Below are 17,518 nucleotides of genomic sequence, written 5' to 3' on the forward strand. Positions count from 1 at the left end.
ACGTTTTGCTTCTGTCCGGCCGCGCGCTCGTCTTCATTGTCAGCAGGATGCGGGTACATCTCGCTGTCCAATAAGGGGAGTGGGGAAGGCCCCGCCCATCTCGGGTTCCAACAGGTGCACTTCATGGCAAAGATGGACCATACGCGGCCGGTCCTCAAGCTGATAGACGAGATTAAGCGCCAGCGCGCAGCGGCGGCAGCAACAACGACGAAACCGAAACTCTCCGCAGTGGCCAAGAAGCGACCTGCGGGGGCTACCGCTGAGAATATCCTGATACATCACGCAGCATGCTCTGTGCTAATCCACATCGGCAAGCATAACGATGTCAGGATGGTTGATCGGTTGCTTGAAGGCGTTCCCATCGCGCAGCGCAAACGGCTACGGAACTGGTTCTCACAGTTCGGTCCCGTGGACTTTGTCGGAGCCAAGGCAACCTATCGGCGTGGCGCCAAGACCGTGCTTGGCCAGGCAATGGACAAGCCTTTCTGGCTATTCAGAATCTAGTCCGGCGTTCATGCGGTACACTTTGCAGGATGAGGTAGATCGTAAGGAAGTGCCCCGACTGCGACACATGGACGTGTGCGCCGGCGGCGATATCGCCCCAACTCTTGGGCACAATATGGGTGCACACATCCTATGCGGGTGAATAATAAGCCTCTGATTTTATGTGTTTAATGCATTTGCGCTGCGATTTCCTTCGCAACGATAGATAGCCCCGAGAAACGCCCGGTGCTGCGGGCACGCCCGCTAACAGATCGGGCTTGAGCAGTTGATCTGGCCGAACTTCAATATAGGAGCGATCGGGTTCGTCGTTCGTTTAATAGTGGCTCGCCGCTGCTTGCTTTACGAAGGTTGCCGTGAGCCGTGATGGCTCGGTATTACTACGGGATTGATATACGCGGCGCATATCCTGTTGTGTGATCGATTTTGGACGACACAAAAAACTCGGCGTGTATCCACGGGGGCGAATTTGGACTTGGTCGTTGGTACCGGAACTTCTGTCCGGGATGTCGTGCTGGCTGCTGCAAGCTTGCTGCGCCAGGAATTCGTGCCGGGACTTGTCAGTCTTGCTCTGGTGCTCGTACTTGTCTTCTGCATCTTTCGGTTTGCTGTCGGCATGCGGAACCGCGTGGTTGCGCTGAATCGCGTCGCCAAAGAGATCACAAGTCACAGAACTGCGGCGGAGCTAAGCGCTCGTATTACAGATGTGGACAGGAATATTGCGCACTTCGGGACGTCTGGAGCTAAAGGGCGGGTTGCCGCCGCCTGGCGCGAATTCCGAGAAACTCTGGTTCCCCACGAAGAGGCCGGGCAGGTGATCCTGCGAAACTCCGTGCGGCCTTCCGCTTTCTTCAATATCGAAGACTTGGGGTTCTCCGCGGGCTTCTGGCGTTACGTGCCGAGCCTGTTCGTTTCCGTAGGATTGTTACTGACGTTCATGGGGCTCGTCTCCGCCCTCGAATCAATCGTGCCCGCCAGGGGCGAGGTCATCGGCAGCGACCAGCTCAGCACCCTGCTTACCGTTGCATCGGCGAAGTTCATCATGTCCCTGACGGGACTGCTCTGTTCGATCTTGTTCACTTTAGTGCTGCGGATCGGCATTGCCCGGGCTGAGACGGCATCCCACCAGGTCGCAAACGAGATCGAAGGCCGTCTCTCGTTCATCAGCTTGGAATACTTGGCAATCGAGCAGTTGTCCGCCGTCCGCGAGCAGCGTGAGCATTTTCGTCGCATCGGTATGGAGTTGGTTGCCGAACTCGGCCGCCCGCTGCGTGAGGATATTCCTCGCGCCATTGCGAGCGGCATCGAAACGGCCATGGCGCCGTTACTTGCACAAGTAGGCAAGGCGGGCACCGAGGGAGTCGGGGCGCTGGTACAGGATCTTTCCTCACGCTTCACGAGCGACGTCAGCCGAGCCCTCAGCTCGGCGAGTGACCGCCTTTCGGAGGCTGGCGACCGCATCTCCCAACTCTCGGAACGGATGGACAGCAGCTCGACTCGCGTAGGGCAGGAGCTTGATGGCGCGGTATCGCGAATCGCGAGGTCGATGGAAGCTATCCAGAGCACTCTGACTCAGTCGGCGGAAAGTACAGGCAGCGTATTCAGCGACGGGGCCGAGAAGCTGTTGACGGTCATGAACCGCACGCTTGAAAGCATTCAGGACAATACGTCGGTCGGGGCCCAGGCACTCAGCTCGGCCGCCGCCGATCTCAAGCAGGCGGGAGAGGCATTCCGTCAGCAGATGGATGAGGCAGCCCGCGATGGCGGCAATGTAGCCCGCGCAAGCATCGAAGCAACGGGGGCCCGGATAGCCAGATTGACCGACGAACTGACATCAAAGGCCGGCCAGCAGCTGATGTCTCCGCTTGGAGAAATTGCGGCCCAGATGCAAGAGGTTGCAAACCAGGTCGCCGCAGCAAGCGCCGATCTCCGGATATTGTCAGATGGGGTTCGATCTGGAGCCGACGCGACGGTCGAGGCAGCCGGAGCGTTTCGGTCGGCATCCCGGGATTTGGTCGACGCCTCATCGCCTGTGCGGGGCACGGCGGAGCGAATGGAAGGCTCCCTACGTCAGTTGGCGGATGTAACCCGAAATGTGGCAGGTACGATAACGAAATCCGCGGAAGTTACGGCTAGAAGCGCTGCGGACGCCCTTGCGGCCGCCCAGGTTGTCTTAGCGAGTAAGGCAACGGCAGTCGATGCCACCCTGGACGGGGTCTCCGTCATGCTCGATCGCCTTAGAGGGCAAGGCGATCGGATCGACGACATTGATGTGAAGCTCGGCAAGGCGTTCGATGCCTATACAAGGCAAGTTGCCGGTGCGGTGGACGGTATGCGGCACCATGTCCAGGAGTTGCAGGAAAGACTCGCTCCAGCGTTAGACACACTGCAGATCATTGTCGATCAGGCCGAGCAGTTCGCTCCGCAGTCTGTGAGTTAGCTGATGCGTGGGGCATTCCGCCGGCGCCAACGGGAGGAGGAGGAAGAATCTGCCTTCGTGTCGATGACCGACATGACGGTGAGCTTTCTATTCGTCGTCATGATCCTCTTGGCGTTTTTTGCCAGCCGATTTAATCCGAAGGAAAGCGTACCAAAGGCGCAGTATGATCATGTCGTCCGGGAACGGGACGACTTGGCCGTCGCGCTGGCCGCGGCAAATGCCAAAGTTACTTCACTCGAGGCGGAGATAAAGCGCCTACTGGCGAAGCTTCAGGAGAAGAATCCGCTCGAAGAATACCTGACAAAGACGGCGAACGAGCGCCGGCAAATCTTGCAGCGCTTGCGTGATCAGCTCAAGGTCGATTTTCCCGATCTCCAGGTCGTCATCAGTGAAGAGAATGACGCTCTTCGTTTTCAGGGCGACGGCTTGTTCCAGAGCTCCCAGAGCATTCTGCGCCCGGAGCGAAGAGCGATTGTCGAATCTATTGCCGAGAGGCTAGAGGCGATCCTGCCCTGCTACGCGCTCGGTAGCAAGTCGAGGTGGTCCAACGGCTGCAACAATGGAGCCGCAATCATCGAGGCGGTGCAGATAGAGGGACATACGGACTCGACCGGGGATGATATCAGCAACCTTCGTCTTTCGACGGAAAGGGCCAATTCCACCTTCGTCGCCATGACGGCGCGCGAGCCGGGGTTGGTCGCACACCTAAACTTCAGGGGGCAGCCCGTTCTTTCAGTAGCCGGCTATGGGAAGATGCGGCCGGTTGCCGGCAACGATACGTCTGCAGGACGGGCCACGAACCGTCGCATCGACTTGCGCATCATCATGTACACGCCCAGCCGTTCCGAAGAGATCGACAACATCCGGAAAGCTTTGCGCTCCGGTCTGATCATCGAGGGGCGATGAGTCTTTTCGCAAAGCTGAGCCAGCCCGTCCTCTATCAGCCGCCCAGCCTTCCTGCTCCGACCAGGTTGGCCGCAGCAGCGCGTCGCATCTTGTCGCGCTGGCCTGATGTCGTTGCCGATCCTCCGGAGCACGATCGCGAGCGCCTGGTCATGGAGATGCTGCGCAGACTCTCGACTGGAGATTGGAAAGGTGCCCGGATGTCGTTTGTGACTTCGGCCGCACGTGCTCTGTTCGATGCAGAGCGGCGATCTCGACCCGCTCTCGAACCACTGCGACGGTTTTACTGTGGGGAGATAGAGGCAAGCGACAGTCGGACATTTCTTGCAGCAATGATGTCGGTCTATCTCGGAAGCTACGACCCGGGAGCGACACACACGGTCGCTTTGGCGCGATCGCTTGCCAAGGTTCGGCAGCGGCTGGATACGCGATCGCGATTATTGGTCGATGAGGTGCCCGAGGTGCTGGACCCGCACAAAGGAGCGGCGGCACTCGGGTCGCTGATGAGCCAGATGGATGATCCGTGGCAGGGCTTGCGAGATCTACACCTTCTCAGCCCCCAAGCACCTGGAATCATGGATTTCGCACACATTGCCTTCGTCGACCGTTTGGCTCCTAGGCTCGACCAGCCGGCCGAGATTGACCGACTGCTGCGCTGGTTGAAGCCCGATGGACACGAGCCACGGGCCTCAGGTGCGGGTGAGGCGATCGAGGCACTACTCATGCCCTGGCGGGATCGAGACCCGTCTCCGCATCTGCAGCACGATCTCATCACCAGGATCGTTGGCTATTATGGTGATCCACGCGTAAGAGGACATGCGGGCGCCTGGTCCTCGGTATCCGACGAACTCCTTACTATCCTCCTGCGATGGCTGACTGGTGCGAATATCAGGTTCTTCCTTGAGGTCGTGTCGGCGGTCGAGGACAGTCACATGTGGGCTCCCCGCGAAAAATTCTGGCTTACCCTATACAACCAGAAGCGGGTCGATGCGGCGTGGGTAGCGTTCAGCGACGCCGGCGCCGCCCTGGCGCGAAGAAAGGCGGGCAACAGGACCATCCCATTTGGCCGCCAAACTGCAGGCGGCAATCGTTCAGGCACGTGCCTTCTCATCCTCAAGATCGGAGGAAAGATCGTCGTCGAGGGATCGAGCAACTACAAGATCCATATCTTCGACGAGAGAAATCCGCGAGCTCCCAAGCTCTATCAACATTCTTACGACTGCGACGTCATTCGCAGGATATCCGGCGCCCAGGCCAAGATGCATCTTGGCCATTGGGAGGGATGGGTGCTCGAGAGGATCTAGGCCCGATGAACTTGCAATGTTCATATTCAGAGGCCGTGATCAGCCTCAAGGTACCACGGGGTAAAGGCGGGCTTTTGGGTCGTTTGATGTCGAACCAAACAAAAGACCTCACCAAACTCTCCCTGGCAGACTCGGAACTGCTCTGTGCGATCGGAGACCTGAAGGGCGTGAGTGACGACGTCCCGGAGGAGCTGACAATCTCAGCTGACGAGATCCGGCTGTCGCATCGACTTGCTGCCAGACTGGATAGCGAAGCGGCGCGCGTTCTTGGACTTCCTCCCGTTGCCGACCTGACGTTCCGCACCGACGCAGAAGGGATCTTGGGCTCCAAATCCTTCAAGCTTCGGTATGAGTGGGCCAAGAATGGGCAGCGGCAGTACCCCCGTCGCATTGGTGCAATCCTTGAAACTGTGGACGGCCCGCGCCGTTTGCCGGAATTTTTGTTGAACGCTATCGAGATCTCGGAACGGCTGAGGCCCGAGTCAGATGACGCAGAACAATGGGAAGCACTTGCTAAGTTTAGGCAGGCACTTGAGCCCGGCGTCCATATGAGTTTGGAGAATACGGCCGCCCGCATCTCGATGACCGACTTCCTCTCCGGCCTCGAGGTTCGTCTGGCAGACAGCTTTTCGCTCTCTCCGAACTCGCAGGGGACCGACTTCGAGGTTGTGCCATTTTCCGCCGAGCGGATATCCAGAGAGGGGCTGGCGGCGGAGGATGGAAACGTCCGGGAGAGCCATGGGGAGCTAGAAGGCGCAAGTCTGAAAGTCTTCCAACAACGTGTGCGGGAGCGGGGTGCCTTGTCGGCATACCGGATCGGCCCGGGCAACTATGTGGTGGTAGAGCGCGCAGCGCTGTCTGCCTTGAAGGTTATGGCCTCCATGCAGCATGCTTCAACCGAAGAACGCGCCGAGTTTATCCGGAACCCGCGACCGAAAATCAGCCAGGCGGTAGAAGAAGCACTACGCCATCGAGGCCAGCTAGTCGGTTTAGACCAGGTCGGCGTGGAAGATGCGGTTGAGAGGGTCGCCGGCCCCGTGTTGGTTGAAACACAAGAGTTTTCAGACCGCGTCATCGGGGTGAGGACTTATCAGAAGCAGGAGACGGGTCCGACAGGCAACAGTTCAACAACCTGGCTGCCGGAGGATTTCGGCAAACGCTTTGCCGAGCTGCTGGTCGGCCAATCACGCCAAGAACTGCAATCACTCCGAGATCGGGTGTCGGACGCAATTGAATCCAGGGAACCTTCCATTGTGGTCGATGGCCTGGAGATTCCTGCTCGGCCTGAAGCGCTCAAAACGATTGATCTCAGGATTGCTGCTGCCGGTGAAGTCGCGTCCGACGACGCCGACGGGCCGGAGAAACCCACGCGTCCCATCGTCCTTGAAACGGTGACGAATGAGGCAGAGCTCCGTTGGATAGCGAGTTTGAAGCCGCGAGATGGAGCCGCATCAACGGACCGTCCCGACACCATCCGGACGGTGCTCAAGCATCATCAAACGGAAAGTCTAGACTGGCAGATTGCGGCCTGGGTTGCGGGATTGCCGGGCGTCCTCAATGCGGACGAGCAAGGACTCGGCAAAACCCTGCAGACGATCGCCTTTCTCTCCTGGCTGCAGGCGCACATGGACCGGAGAAGCGAGAACCGTGGTCCTCTGCTGGTCGTTGCGCCGACCTCACTGCTGGTAAACTGGGAACAAGAGGTGGCACGGCATCTGAAAGAGCCTGGGCTCGGTCACCTGATCAGGTTGTATGGAAGCGCGACTGGCACCCGCAAGCTGACCGGCAGGCAAGGACGCGACATCGATGGTGGCGAGGCCAAACTGGACCTCGAGTTCTTGCATGAAGCCGTTCGGGAAAAGCGCGCGCACCGCTTCTGGGTCCTGACTACATACACCACACTCGTAAACTACCAGCACTCCCTCGCCAAAGTGCCGTTCGCGGCCGCAGTGTTTGATGAAATTCAAGCTCTTAAAAACCCCTTCAGCATGCGCGCCGAAGCGGCCCGGAGCGTAAAGGCAAACTTTCGTATTGGTTTGACAGGAACGCCGATCGAGAACAGCGCTACGGATCTATGGGCCATCATGGATCAGATCGCGCCGGGCAGCCTGGATTCGTTGGAGGCGTTCAAGCGCTGCTATGGCACGCCGACCACGGAAAACATGGCGGACCTTCATCGGATCGTGTTCAAGCCACGCGGTTCTGTTCCGGCGCTTGCCATCCGCAGGCTCAAATCGGCAGTGGTGAGTGACCTCCCCGAAAAATCTCGCCGGTTACATCCCAGACCGATGCCGCAGCACCAGTCACTGGCGTATGAGGATGCGAAACTAAAGCTGGCGCAACGCGGAGCCGGCGCAGCTTTAAAGATGCTTCATCACATCCGCACCGTCTCGGTGCATCCCCTGCTGGAAGAGGTGCTTCCGGACGCCGATTTCATCTCCGCGTCCGCGCGGCTCCAGGCCGCTTTTGATGTGCTAAGGACGATCGCAAACAAAGGGGAGCGCGCGCTTGTATTCATCGAGCACCGCAGGATGCAATACCGCTTCATCGAGTTGGCGAAGGCGGAGTTTGGCCTCGGGAGGGTCGAGCTAATCAATGGCGATACGCCGATCAATAAACGACAGGAGATCGTCAACCGGTTCCAACAGCAGCAAAACATCCAGGGATTCGATCTGCTTGTTCTTGGGCCCAAGGCAGCGGGGACCGGACTAACGTTGACTGCGGCTACCCATGTCCTCCACCTGTCCCGCTGGTGGAATCCAGCCGTTGAAGAGCAATGTAACGATCGGGTTCACCGCATAGGGCAGACTAACCCAGTCACGGTGCACATTCCTATGGCTGTGCACCCGGCGTATCGCGAGCATTCATTCGATTGCCTGCTGCACAGCCTCATGCAGCGGAAGCGGAAGTTGGCTGAGTCCGCACTGTGGCCGATGGGAGACAGCGGATGGCGATGCCGCGGAGCTTCAGCGCATGGTAGCCGAAGGAGCCGCTTCGACGGTCAGGTCCGATGAACCCGTGAAAGGCGCCATGGAGGCAATGTTCGCACGGGATGGATTGGCCATGCCGGCCTTGAAACCGGACGGCTCCCTCGAGCTGTAGCGCCCTCGATGGCAGGCGCCGTACCGCGGATTGGCTTCTTTCCTAACAAACGCGTCTTTCAGAAATTGCGTCCCTATTTCCCATCGAATATAGACGTGTTGCTGGGGAGAAAACACGGAATGCGAGCAATCGTAGGAGTGGTGCTGTTCGTCTGCTTAACCGCAGCCGGAACCGCGCCGGCGCGCAGCCAGACCGATATGATCGATCTATTCGGCTCGCTGATCAGATCGGGCGTTGGATTAGCTACGCGAGCGGCCTGGGAGAAGCTGCCCCCCTCCGAAATAGCTTGCGTCAACCGGTATCTTGTCCGGAAGGGCTCCTCAATAACCGCGGTCGTTCAACAGGGGGTCGCCCCTACCGACCCGAGTGTCTTTGATGCCCGCTCAGAATGTCGCGACACTGTCGCCACCGGCAGGCGGGCTCCAAGCTTCGACTGTGCGCGGGCCTCGATGCCCGATGAGCGCGCCATCTGCTCGGACGATGAGTCGTCACAGCTCGATAACGCCATGGCGTCCGGCTATGCATATGTCAGAGGAAAATACGGAGAGCAGACTGCGAGGGCTGTTGGCGCACCTCTTCTGCAGGCACGCCAATCCTGCGGAGCTAACCTGGGTTGCGTAAGGCAGGCCCAGCGAAACGCAATCCGGGAGTATCAGTTGCGCGGCGCTCCGGTCGCGATACCGGAGACCAGGATCGGCAACGCGTTGCCCGCCAAGACGGTCTTCATGGTGGACGGATTGGCTCTGGGCGGGAAAGTCGCCTTCGAAAGCGGGAACTACAACGAGTATCGGTGCGGTCCGAGCGAACAGTTCGCCGGCTTCACCTGGTGCCAGCGCCGGAAGACGGAATCATCTCCGCGCGGACAATATTCGTCATCGAATTCTATCTTGCACTCCGCTGACGGCACGGCTTTCTACGTCAACAGATATCTGGAGCCGGCGTTCTTCGCCGGAAGCGAAGCGAACGACGATATCAACAGGCTTTCCCTGAAGTTCGGAACTGCACGTATCATTTCCATGCCCAGGCAGCCTGACATTCCCAATGGAGTAATCGCGGTGTGGGGCAACATCGTGCTTGAGCCGCTCGACGGAAGCACCGTGAGCCAGCTCGCGGCTGGTCAGGACGTTCGCGCCGGCCTACTTATTGACCACATAGGCAATTTCCGGCGATCGGCTCAGCGTGGCTTGCCTATCTACCGTATCGGTGGTGACGCCGGGTACGTCTGGGCGGCAAGCTGGAACGCCAATGGAGTGGGCACGCTCCGCTTCCTGACGACCGACGCCGCAGCGCTAGCCGCTGCCTCCGGAACTATCGACCGTCAGGTTCCCTCGGAGCAGGCTCCTGCGTCGGCGCCCGTGGTAGCGACCGATCCCACCCCGAAGCCAGTCCCCGAAAGCACGCCTGCTCAGGCCCCGCCCGAACCCCCGAAGGTCACGGAAACGTCGGCTATAATGCAGCGCATCAGGGAGACCCTCAGACGGATTGCCGAGCAGAGGGATAGTCTGCCGAACCCGCAGCTTAAGACCCGCCTCGACGACATAGCCTCCCGACTTGCGACCGCCAGCGATAAGATGGAGATCGCGACGCTCCGCGGCTTCCTGCGCGACTGCGACGCGGCGCTCACGGTGTTCAACGAGGCCACGGACTTCAGGGAAGTGACCGCTGTCGCCTCGCGAAAGATGGAGTCAGTGGAAGCGGCGCTTTCGAAGCTGTCTTTCGACGCGCCACTCATCCAGGAGATAAAAGCTTCCGTCGAAGCGGTGAAGGCCGCTCAGTCCAGCGGGAACGTCGTTTCGTTGAGATCTGCCCTCACGAAGCTCAACCAGACCTACGATTCCGAGAAGTTATCGCGTCTGGCCGAAGCAAAGAGCCAGGGCTTCGATTCGACGGACAGCTACGAAGAATTCAAGGCTAACCAGGCCAAGCTCAGCAAATCGGGCATCCGCCTGAATCACCGGTAAGAACTAGATGCTCTCGACTGTCGAAAATTTCTTTATCCGTCTTCTCCGCGGAACGGTGATCGCTACCGCCTCCGTGTCGTTCCTGATCACGCTGTTGGCGCTGCTTTATGCAGGCTATGCCTGGTATGCGCCTGACCCAGTTCCGAATGTGCCCGGTCAAATCGCGCGTCTCAGGAAGGCGACAGATCCGGTCGAGCTCTTCAAGGAACTGTTTCCGCCGGAATCCAGCGTCGTCAAGGATACGACGACACCCGACGGCATCCCATACGAGATTGGAAGGCGCTCAGAGAGCGACGCATTTCAGGAATTCAACAAGTTCCTCGATCTTGCGCTCGGTGCTAGCTTTGACAATGCGGCTCAATTTTCCAGTTGGTTGAATGGGAATGACGCGATTCCGTTCCGATGGCCAACTGCGATCGACAACAAAGCAAGGCTGGATGACAGCAATATCGAACTGCTGTCGAAGTCCCTGCTGTACGACTATGCGAAAAGGCTTGCGTTCCGCGCTCCTGCGGTGAAGGCAGTGAGCAAGGTGAAGCCCTATAGCAACGCTCTGGACGCGCTCACCGCAGCTACACCCCCGTCCCGAGCCCCATACTTTCTCGTCTGGTTTTACGACAAGCTGCAGGGCGAACTGCGCGTTATCGCCCAGGAATTTCAAGAAGAGCGGAATCAGCGCTTCGCGCTTCGGGCGACGACTCCATTCGCGCTATCGGTCGCCGGCGGAGCTTTTTTGTACTTCATCTTCATCATGTTCCTCTTCCTGCTTGTGTCGATCGAAGCAAGCGTAAGAACTCTAGCGACTTCCGCAGTACCAGTCGGATCGCAACACAAAATGTCTGTTCATTCGCCTTCGATCGACGACACTCCCGCTCCTGCAGGGAGCCGGGCATAACGGATATCGTTTCATTTTCACTGCGCGATGCCTGGACAGTGTGGGGTGGTGTGTTCCGTCTCGTCAGCGGAACTAGACACGAGACCACCGCTGCTGCGCTCCGCCCATAGGCCCGGCGTCCGTCGTTGCTGAAGACCACTCTAACGGAGAGGCGATGACTACTCGTTCAAGGCAGCATCGTGATGTAGCTCTCGCCCGATGCAAGAGTCTGGACCATATAATTGACGAGATCATTCTTGGATGTCTCCTGTCCAGTCTTGACCGCGTTCTCTTTGATCCGGGCGACTTGCTCGTCTGATAGCGGTTGCGTCGCTTTGATCATTTGAAGCAAGTCTACCGTCACGATGACCGAGCACCGGGCGGCATTGGTCTGCTTGTCCGAGGATAGGTAGGTTGCGGTCTTCCCCTGGAGGAGAATTACCCCGGCCGGCATCTGGAAGAATTTTCCGAACTCCCGTTCCTCGAACAGTTGTCTGACGGTCGCCAGCACGTCCGGCTTGCTGCAGACCGCTGGCTCACCACAGCCCGCAAGCAGAGAGGCCAGAAGAACGACAGGCGCTATCGAGCGTGTGGTGTTCATAGTACTTGGTCTCGCGCAATGTGAGGTATTGAATTGGATCAATGCGTGGCCGGTCCGTGCCGGGTGGACAGACGACTGGCATACGATTGATGGGTGAGGGAAAGGTGGTCTACTAAGTTACCACCGCGACGAACTTGGCGGAGGGACCGCCTGGGCCGATCGCAGTGCGGATGAGTTGCTTTTGATCCTGTTGATCTATGAATGCGACGTCGTAGAACGTGATGAAGTCCTCATCGATCATGGGGTCATAGCGATCGATCAGGACTGCGGTATTTGACGCAAGCTGTTCGATAGTCAGCGAGGTAGGCGTCGTCGAGAAAGGAGCGCTCCCGCTTGGCGTGCTCATGGACACATGGGTGGTGATCCCGACCGTACTGGCTTTGATGTCGCGCATCACCTGGTCGGTCCTATTGCACAGATAGACTGGCATGATGTGCCAGCTACCGCGGTCCGGAAAATACAGCGTCAGTCCGGCAGGAGCGTTCTCAGGGGCCGGGATAACGTAGCCTTTGTCGCGCGGAGTCTCCGGCGCGAATGCGGTAGGAACGCTTGTGATGCGCGGCGAGAACGGTGCACCGCGGCCGACAGCTTCAGTTCGGGCCACGAGCAGCGTGGCGCCAGTCTGCTTGCACGCTTCGATCGCGTCACGCAGGTGCGGACGAAAGAAGCCGTCTGTCTCCGGCTCGATGTATTCAGCTTTGATGATGGCGGGACGGCTGGTCAGCCAGGTGTGGACGGCAGCCCGCTGCTCCTCAAGAGCCTGATTTGAATGGGAAGGTTCGCTCGGCCGTGTGCGGTAATAGACAATAACATCCATCGTTCATTCCAAAAGACACGTAGCGGCTGATCCACTCCCTTAAGCTTCAGATGAGGGCTCGAGAAATTGCGGGAGAAGAAAGATCGCGTGCCACTCTCAAGCTACTTTCTGCGGCCTATCAGAAGAAATCTCATGCTGAACGGGGTTGCCGATCGCTCTAATCTTGAGGGAAGGCTGAACTCCGCGTAGGCGCTTTGAGGCGAATGATCAGTGTCCGGCCCGTGCGCTTATAGGAGCGGTAGAGGCTGACCATCCGATCGATGTTCTGGGCCGAAGCGGCGACTAGCCCAGGCCCTCCGAGCTTTCAAAGAACTCAACGAAGCGCTGTCCGACTTCTGCCTCGGTTGAAAGATGTGATCCGCGCCGAGGCGACCAAAGTTCGACTATTCCATCAACATGACATCGATCGATGTGGGAGGGTGCGCGATCAAACGTCCAAACAGTGCGGCCCTACGTGAACGGGAATTGGAATCATATGCATCTGGCCAACTCAACGCGTTATGCTTTTCGTCCTCCGTTTAAGGTCCGCTTTTTGGGACGAGGCGGATATGAACCGGCAGCCAAAACGACTGAATCGCTTGCGCCGCCATCGCCGCAAAGCGGGTCCCCGATGCGCAAGTGGCGATCACCGCAGCGATGACGAACACGCTGCCGAACGGCAGTGCCGTCCAACGCCAGTCCGCGGGCCGGGCCCACCGGCCCTCACGGCGGGTGCGTTACTTATCCAGGACAATTGTGACACGGCGGTTTTTGGCCCGACCCTCCGGGGTGTCATTGGACTCGACCGGTTGCGTCGCACCGCGACCGTCGGTGGTGAACTTGACGTTGCTGAGCCCGTCTTGCCGGGCGAGCCAATCCTTGACAGCCTCCGCGCGGCGCTTCGATAGGTCTTTATTGTAGGCGTCCTTGCCTGTGGAGTCAGTGTGCCCCTCAATCCGGGCGGCCGTTACCTTTCGCTTGCGCATAATCTTAGCCACTTCTTCCAGCGTGACGACAGCTCCGGGCCGTAAGTCATACTTGTCGAGGTCGAACAAGACATCGCCAGGCAGAGACAAGATCCTGTCCCCGACTTTGATTTCCGGCTGCGACAACGCAATTCCCGCGCTGGCAAGACCAATAACGATTGGCACCATGAAAATCACGTAGCTGGTGACGAGCCGCATCTGAGCGCGGACGTGTGATTCGTGCTCCCATATACGATCGGATACTTTACCGGATCTGCAGAAATAATCCCGTTCGTTAGTCGGTCGACTTTCTCCAATGGAGATGTAGTCGGACGGGACGTCTTTAATGTTGCCGGCGAGAACCTTGCTGGCATTTTCGGTCAGCTGCAGCCCTCTCACATAACGCGCGGGATCGTCCTCACATTTGAATGACAGCGAGGTCCAGCGGTAAAAGTAAACCGTCCCTGCGATTGCTCCGATGATAATCGCTACCCCCGCGACCAGCAGGAAATCTATAGGTGTGCCCTCGTTCTTGCTCCAGACATAGAGCGCGACCAGGCCGACTCCGGCGATCAATCCAGCCATGCGCACTGGATAATTCCTCAGTTCGGTGGGCGGCGCCCAGAAGCTCCAACCGGAGGCAAGCGCAATGAACGCGATAGCCGCCATGAGGATCTGACCGCCAGCGGTAACCATCGGCGCCAACGGCCCAAGACTGTCGAGCATGTTGCGGCGGATTTCGTCGCTGACCTGGAAAAGTTCTTTGAACAAGTCCATCAGAATGCCAATGTATTGCCGACGCTGGTGTTGGGAGAAGCAAAAAACACCGCAGGATCGCGGATTACCGGGCCCTCCCGCGGCTTCCCAAGAAAATGGTAGTGACCGATCCGCACACGTTGTGTGGCCGGCGTCGACAGCGTCGTTCCGAATACTTCCGGTGAGGTGTAGTGTTGTGGATGGTATTGCACCTGGAGACCGCCGGGGGAGCGCGAGTTGAATGTGTAGTCCACATACGACGTGTTGGAGTTTTGGAACCAGTTCAGGACGGAGTGTACGCTATCTGCGAACAGTGTCATGAATCCTTTGGTGGCCTGCCGCTGTGGCACAAGCGCTACGCCGCCAACGGTATTAACCGCCCCCATTACCCAAGTACGCAGCTTGGCAAAGTCGTCGAGATCGGCGTTCGGAGCATGGGCGTCCATTTGTCCGAGCATCCAGCGAGCGCGCGGATTGAAAATGTCGAATAACGGGGCAACTCCGAGTCCGTTTTGTAGTGCGTCCTTGCCATCGGCGACTGACACCAGCACGCCGCCAAGCTTGGCCTCGCGTCCAAAGGCCAAGACCCGCAGCGCGTCTTCGAGGTCGGCGGTAAGCTTAATGCGGGCAGATACATCCAGAGCCGGCAGTCTTGAGAGCCGCCCGTCGGCGTAGAGCTGGTCGCTGACATCGGAAACGAGATCAGCCAGGAGCTCGTGCGCGAAGGTATAATGGCCGGTGGCACGAACCCGTTCGAACTGCAGCGGATACTGGAGCCGAGGTCCGTACTTGTCGCCAAGTTCGTGAGCTAGCGCGATATCGCTCTCACTGCGATCATCCGTAGCTCGCGCGACTACACGATCCTCTATCTTTCGATCCTGCTCATCGCCGACAGCATCCTGTTTCTCTTCCTCGACCTGCCGCCGCTCGCGCAAGTACGTGACCTCTTGCGCCAGCAAGGCGATCTGCTCCCTCAGCCGCTCGATCTCGGCCAATGCTTCCATGTCCAGCTGGGCGATCTCCGCCCTCAGCCGCTCGATCTCGGCCAATGCTTTCTCGTGCGCGGCAGCCGTCCGCTGCCGTTGTCTCGCACTGCGATCATCCGTTGCCATCGCGGGGATCCCTCCCATCGAAGACTAAGATACCGCTCGACAATCCGGGGTTGAACTATAGCAGAAGCCTGTGCCGCGGGCGAGCCGGATTTGTCCCCCTACCGTTGATTAGGGTAGGCCATAGACACGCAAGTCCGAAAGGAGCTGCGACGGCGGCTCTTAGCCCATCACGTCATTTTCGGGCGCCGCAGCATTTCGCCTCTTTCGGAGCGAAGTGGACATTGCGCGACGCTTACGCTGCCGAATTTATGTCAGGCGCATTTGTTGAGAAAGAAACGGCTGAATTCCTTTCGACTCACCCAAAAGACCCGCTCTTGCGGTCGAAGCTCCAAGCATCAGAGTTTTGTGGCGGCGCAATAACCGCTTTTTGGAAGGAGATCAGTGCTAGACAGATCAATGTGATACGCGCGATTCAGGTGGGTGGTTTCTACTGAGCTAGCATCTTCGAAAAAGGCAACAAAATCGGTGACGTCGTCGTCGCCGACCACGTTAAGCGGTGATACGGCCCGCTGCTCTGGCCTCTGCGGCATAAGCGGATATCGAGTCGCAGGTCCGGCGACCTCGGTCGCCGAGATCCAGCGCGGCGACATCCATTGCACCATCCTCGATCTTGACGTCGATCGGCGCGTAGTGCCGAGGCTTTCGCGCAAGCGCGAGTTTGTGTCGTAGCTGATGCGGCGCATTGCCGGTCCGGGCCAAACCGGGCCGAACGGCGCGGCGACTCTTGTCCAGCATTCTGCTCAACGACCCACACGTTCACACGTGCCTTGAGTGTCTCCGGACAAATCTGTCCACTTCCTCGAATCCGACCGGGACATCTATGTCCGAGCTGGATCCTGAGCGCATGCACCAAGCTCACCTATGTCGTTGATTTGTGGAGGCTCGTACTTTTTCTGGACTTGTGGCATCGCGATTGCACTGCATGCAGCTGAGAACAAGGCGATCGCCCAACCATGGCCAGCTTTTCAGTCATCGCAGATGTGTCTGCAACGTTACAACGCCTCCTAGATACAGCGCTCACTCCTCTAGGGGTTTCGGCACGACTGCACGACCTCGGCACGCCGGTACCGACGAATCCGGCGATGCTCACGATCTTCCTGTATGAGGTGATCGAAGACGCCGCCTCGCGCAACCGACCAGACAGACGCCGACTCATCGGGCCAAATGCATTCGAATTCGAGCGAGCGCCGATGGCATTGCTGCTCAAGTACCTCATCACACCGTGGAGTGGTGACGCCGCCACGGACCATCGAATTCTTGGCCGCGCGATGCAGGTGCTGTACGACAACGCCGTGCTAGAGGGCACGCAGCTGCAGGGCAGTCTAGCCAACACCAACGACACGCTCAAGATCACTATCACGCCGCTGTCGATGGATGAGCGCACCAAGGTCTGGTTCGCGGTGCAGCGGACCTATCGGCTCTCTTCCGCATACGAAGTGCGCGTGGTCAATCTCGACTCGAGCCGGCGCGAAACGCGACCGCCCGTGCGCGAGTACCACCGCCACATAGGCACGCGCGTCGAAGAGGTGTCGCCGTGAATCCGCTGCAGGCCTTGCGCAGCCCCGAGCATTCGCTGCTCTGCAGCCCCATCGGCCTGCAGGTGATCGATTCGTTCACGAACGCCGCGCCACTCGCGCCATTCCGTGCGCGCGTGGACGTGCAGGTGGGCACGGCGTGGCTAGAAACACTGCTGCGGCCCACGCACACACCGTCCGGCATGCTGACGCTTCCCGGACTCGGGCGCCGTGCCAATCCCACGGTCAACTCCGCACAGCAGCGCTATCGGCTGCGCATCGAATCCGCCGAATACATCGCCGACTACCGGCGCACCACCGACGGCTTCGGGTTCCTGGTGCCACCGTACGACGATCTCAATCCGCCGGCGATTCCGAATGCCAACATACGCATCCTCGCGCTGCATCCGTCCCCAAACTACCCCTACGGGGGCCCGGTGCGGGTCGTCCACGGGCGCGTCCGCGAGACCAACCGTTCGCCGGTGCGCGACGCCGTGGTCGAGTTCCAGGGACTCGACCGTGCCATGACCGACGAGCGCGGCGAGTTCGCGTTCGGCCTGCGCCGCGCGCCCGCGAGCGGACCGATCGTGCTTGACGTGCATCACGACCGCAGCGCGCGTTCGCAAAGTTTCACCCTGCAGCTCCCCGCGGCGCTGCAGGCCAATCAAATCCTCACGCTCGTCTAGGAG

At 59.0% G+C, this 17,518-nt stretch carries 14 protein-coding genes; 9 read left to right on the forward strand and 5 right to left on the reverse strand.

All coding sequences use genetic code 11. The features are described from left to right. Positions 1–123: 123 nt before the first annotated feature. The 7 genes from V1279_RS37180 (at position 124) to V1279_RS37210 (ending at position 11,106) form a co-directional block, all read left to right on the forward strand. Positions 124–504 carry a hypothetical protein gene (locus tag V1279_RS37180; RefSeq protein ID WP_334445927.1) on the forward strand — a complete coding sequence of 127 codons (381 nt, stop codon included), beginning with the start codon at positions 124–126 and terminating at the stop codon, positions 502–504. Positions 505–976: 472 nt separating this feature from the next. Beyond that, positions 977–2,941, forward strand: coding sequence for a hypothetical protein (locus tag V1279_RS37185; RefSeq protein ID WP_334445929.1), 1,965 nt, complete (start codon positions 977–979; stop codon positions 2,939–2,941). 3 nt (positions 2,942–2,944) lie between these two features. Further along, positions 2,945–3,847: an OmpA/MotB family protein gene (locus V1279_RS37190; protein ID WP_334445931.1), complete on the forward strand. Its 903-nt coding sequence runs from the start codon at positions 2,945–2,947 to the stop codon at positions 3,845–3,847. Beyond that, complete coding sequence (locus V1279_RS37195) at positions 3,844–5,148, forward strand: EH signature domain-containing protein (RefSeq protein WP_334445932.1); 1,305 nt, start codon at positions 3,844–3,846, stop codon at positions 5,146–5,148. Before V1279_RS37190 ends, V1279_RS37195 begins: the two co-directional genes overlap by 4 nt. A gap of 86 nt (positions 5,149–5,234) precedes the next feature. Then, the gene (locus V1279_RS37200) at positions 5,235–8,162 is read left to right on the forward strand and encodes a DEAD/DEAH box helicase (protein ID WP_334445934.1); all 2,928 of its coding nucleotides are present in this window, start codon (positions 5,235–5,237) and stop codon (positions 8,160–8,162) included. Positions 8,163–8,906: 744 nt separating this feature from the next. Next, positions 8,907–10,211: a hypothetical protein gene (locus V1279_RS37205; RefSeq protein WP_334445936.1), complete on the forward strand. Its 1,305-nt coding sequence runs from the start codon at positions 8,907–8,909 to the stop codon at positions 10,209–10,211. A 7-nt stretch (positions 10,212–10,218) separates the two neighbouring features. Continuing rightward, positions 10,219–11,106 (forward strand): hypothetical protein, encoded by an 888-nt coding sequence (locus V1279_RS37210; protein WP_334445938.1) that lies wholly within the window; start codon positions 10,219–10,221, stop codon positions 11,104–11,106. Positions 11,107–11,272: 166 nt separating this feature from the next. Here V1279_RS37210 and V1279_RS37215 read toward each other — a convergent pair whose 3' ends face one another. From V1279_RS37215 to V1279_RS37235, 5 genes are all read right to left on the reverse strand, one after another. After that, positions 11,273–11,686 carry a hypothetical protein gene (locus V1279_RS37215; protein ID WP_334445939.1) on the reverse strand — a complete coding sequence of 138 codons (414 nt, stop codon included), beginning with the start codon at positions 11,684–11,686 and terminating at the stop codon, positions 11,273–11,275. Between the two features lie 112 nt (positions 11,687–11,798). Continuing rightward, positions 11,799–12,503 carry a recombinase family protein gene (locus V1279_RS37220; RefSeq protein WP_334445941.1) on the reverse strand — a complete coding sequence of 235 codons (705 nt, stop codon included), beginning with the start codon at positions 12,501–12,503 and terminating at the stop codon, positions 11,799–11,801. Between the two features lie 716 nt (positions 12,504–13,219). Further along, positions 13,220–14,224 (reverse strand): OmpA family protein, encoded by a 1,005-nt coding sequence (locus tag V1279_RS37225; protein ID WP_334445942.1) that lies wholly within the window; start codon positions 14,222–14,224, stop codon positions 13,220–13,222. Continuing rightward, complete coding sequence (locus V1279_RS37230) at positions 14,224–15,315, reverse strand: hypothetical protein (protein WP_334445943.1); 1,092 nt, start codon at positions 15,313–15,315, stop codon at positions 14,224–14,226. Before V1279_RS37230 ends, V1279_RS37225 begins: the two co-directional genes overlap by 1 nt. A 335-nt stretch (positions 15,316–15,650) precedes the next feature. Next, a complete protein-coding gene (locus tag V1279_RS37235) occupies positions 15,651–15,998 on the reverse strand; it encodes a hypothetical protein (protein WP_334445945.1) in 348 nt (115 codons plus the stop codon). Positions 15,999–16,268: 270 nt separating this feature from the next. On the opposite strand from V1279_RS37235, the gene V1279_RS37240 reads away from it, so the two are divergent. Next, complete coding sequence (locus V1279_RS37240; RefSeq protein WP_334445947.1) at positions 16,269–16,853, forward strand: DUF4255 domain-containing protein; 585 nt, start codon at positions 16,269–16,271, stop codon at positions 16,851–16,853. Then, a complete protein-coding gene (locus V1279_RS37245) occupies positions 16,850–17,515 on the forward strand; it encodes a hypothetical protein (RefSeq protein WP_334445948.1) in 666 nt (221 codons plus the stop codon). Before V1279_RS37240 ends, V1279_RS37245 begins: the two co-directional genes overlap by 4 nt. The last annotated feature ends 3 nt before the right edge of the window (positions 17,516–17,518 follow it).

The sequence above is a fragment of the Bradyrhizobium sp. AZCC 1610 genome (genome assembly GCF_036924515.1).
Classification (GTDB): Bacteria; Pseudomonadota; Alphaproteobacteria; order Rhizobiales; family Xanthobacteraceae; genus Bradyrhizobium.

Excerpts from the sequence above, each read along its gene's own strand:
- V1279_RS37225 (WP_334445942.1), bottom strand. The coding sequence starts at position 14,224 with ATGGACTTGTTCAAAGAACTTTTCCAGGTCAGCGACGAAATCCGCCGC.
- V1279_RS37215 (WP_334445939.1), bottom strand. The coding sequence starts at position 11,686 with ATGAACACCACACGCTCGATAGCGCCTGTCGTTCTTCTGGCCTCTCTG.
- V1279_RS37240 (WP_334445947.1), top strand. The coding sequence starts at position 16,269 with ATGGCCAGCTTTTCAGTCATCGCAGATGTGTCTGCAACGTTACAACGC.
- V1279_RS37210 (WP_334445938.1), top strand. The coding sequence starts at position 10,219 with ATGCTCTCGACTGTCGAAAATTTCTTTATCCGTCTTCTCCGCGGAACG.
- V1279_RS37230 (WP_334445943.1), bottom strand. The coding sequence starts at position 15,315 with ATGGCAACGGATGATCGCAGTGCGAGACAACGGCAGCGGACGGCTGCC.
- V1279_RS37180 (WP_334445927.1), top strand. The coding sequence starts at position 124 with ATGGCAAAGATGGACCATACGCGGCCGGTCCTCAAGCTGATAGACGAG.
- V1279_RS37200 (WP_334445934.1), top strand. The coding sequence starts at position 5,235 with ATGTCGAACCAAACAAAAGACCTCACCAAACTCTCCCTGGCAGACTCG.
- V1279_RS37190 (WP_334445931.1), top strand. The coding sequence starts at position 2,945 with ATGCGTGGGGCATTCCGCCGGCGCCAACGGGAGGAGGAGGAAGAATCT.
- V1279_RS37195 (WP_334445932.1), top strand. The coding sequence starts at position 3,844 with ATGAGTCTTTTCGCAAAGCTGAGCCAGCCCGTCCTCTATCAGCCGCCC.
- V1279_RS37220 (WP_334445941.1), bottom strand. The coding sequence starts at position 12,503 with ATGGATGTTATTGTCTATTACCGCACACGGCCGAGCGAACCTTCCCAT.
- V1279_RS37235 (WP_334445945.1), bottom strand. The coding sequence starts at position 15,998 with ATGCGCCGCATCAGCTACGACACAAACTCGCGCTTGCGCGAAAGCCTC.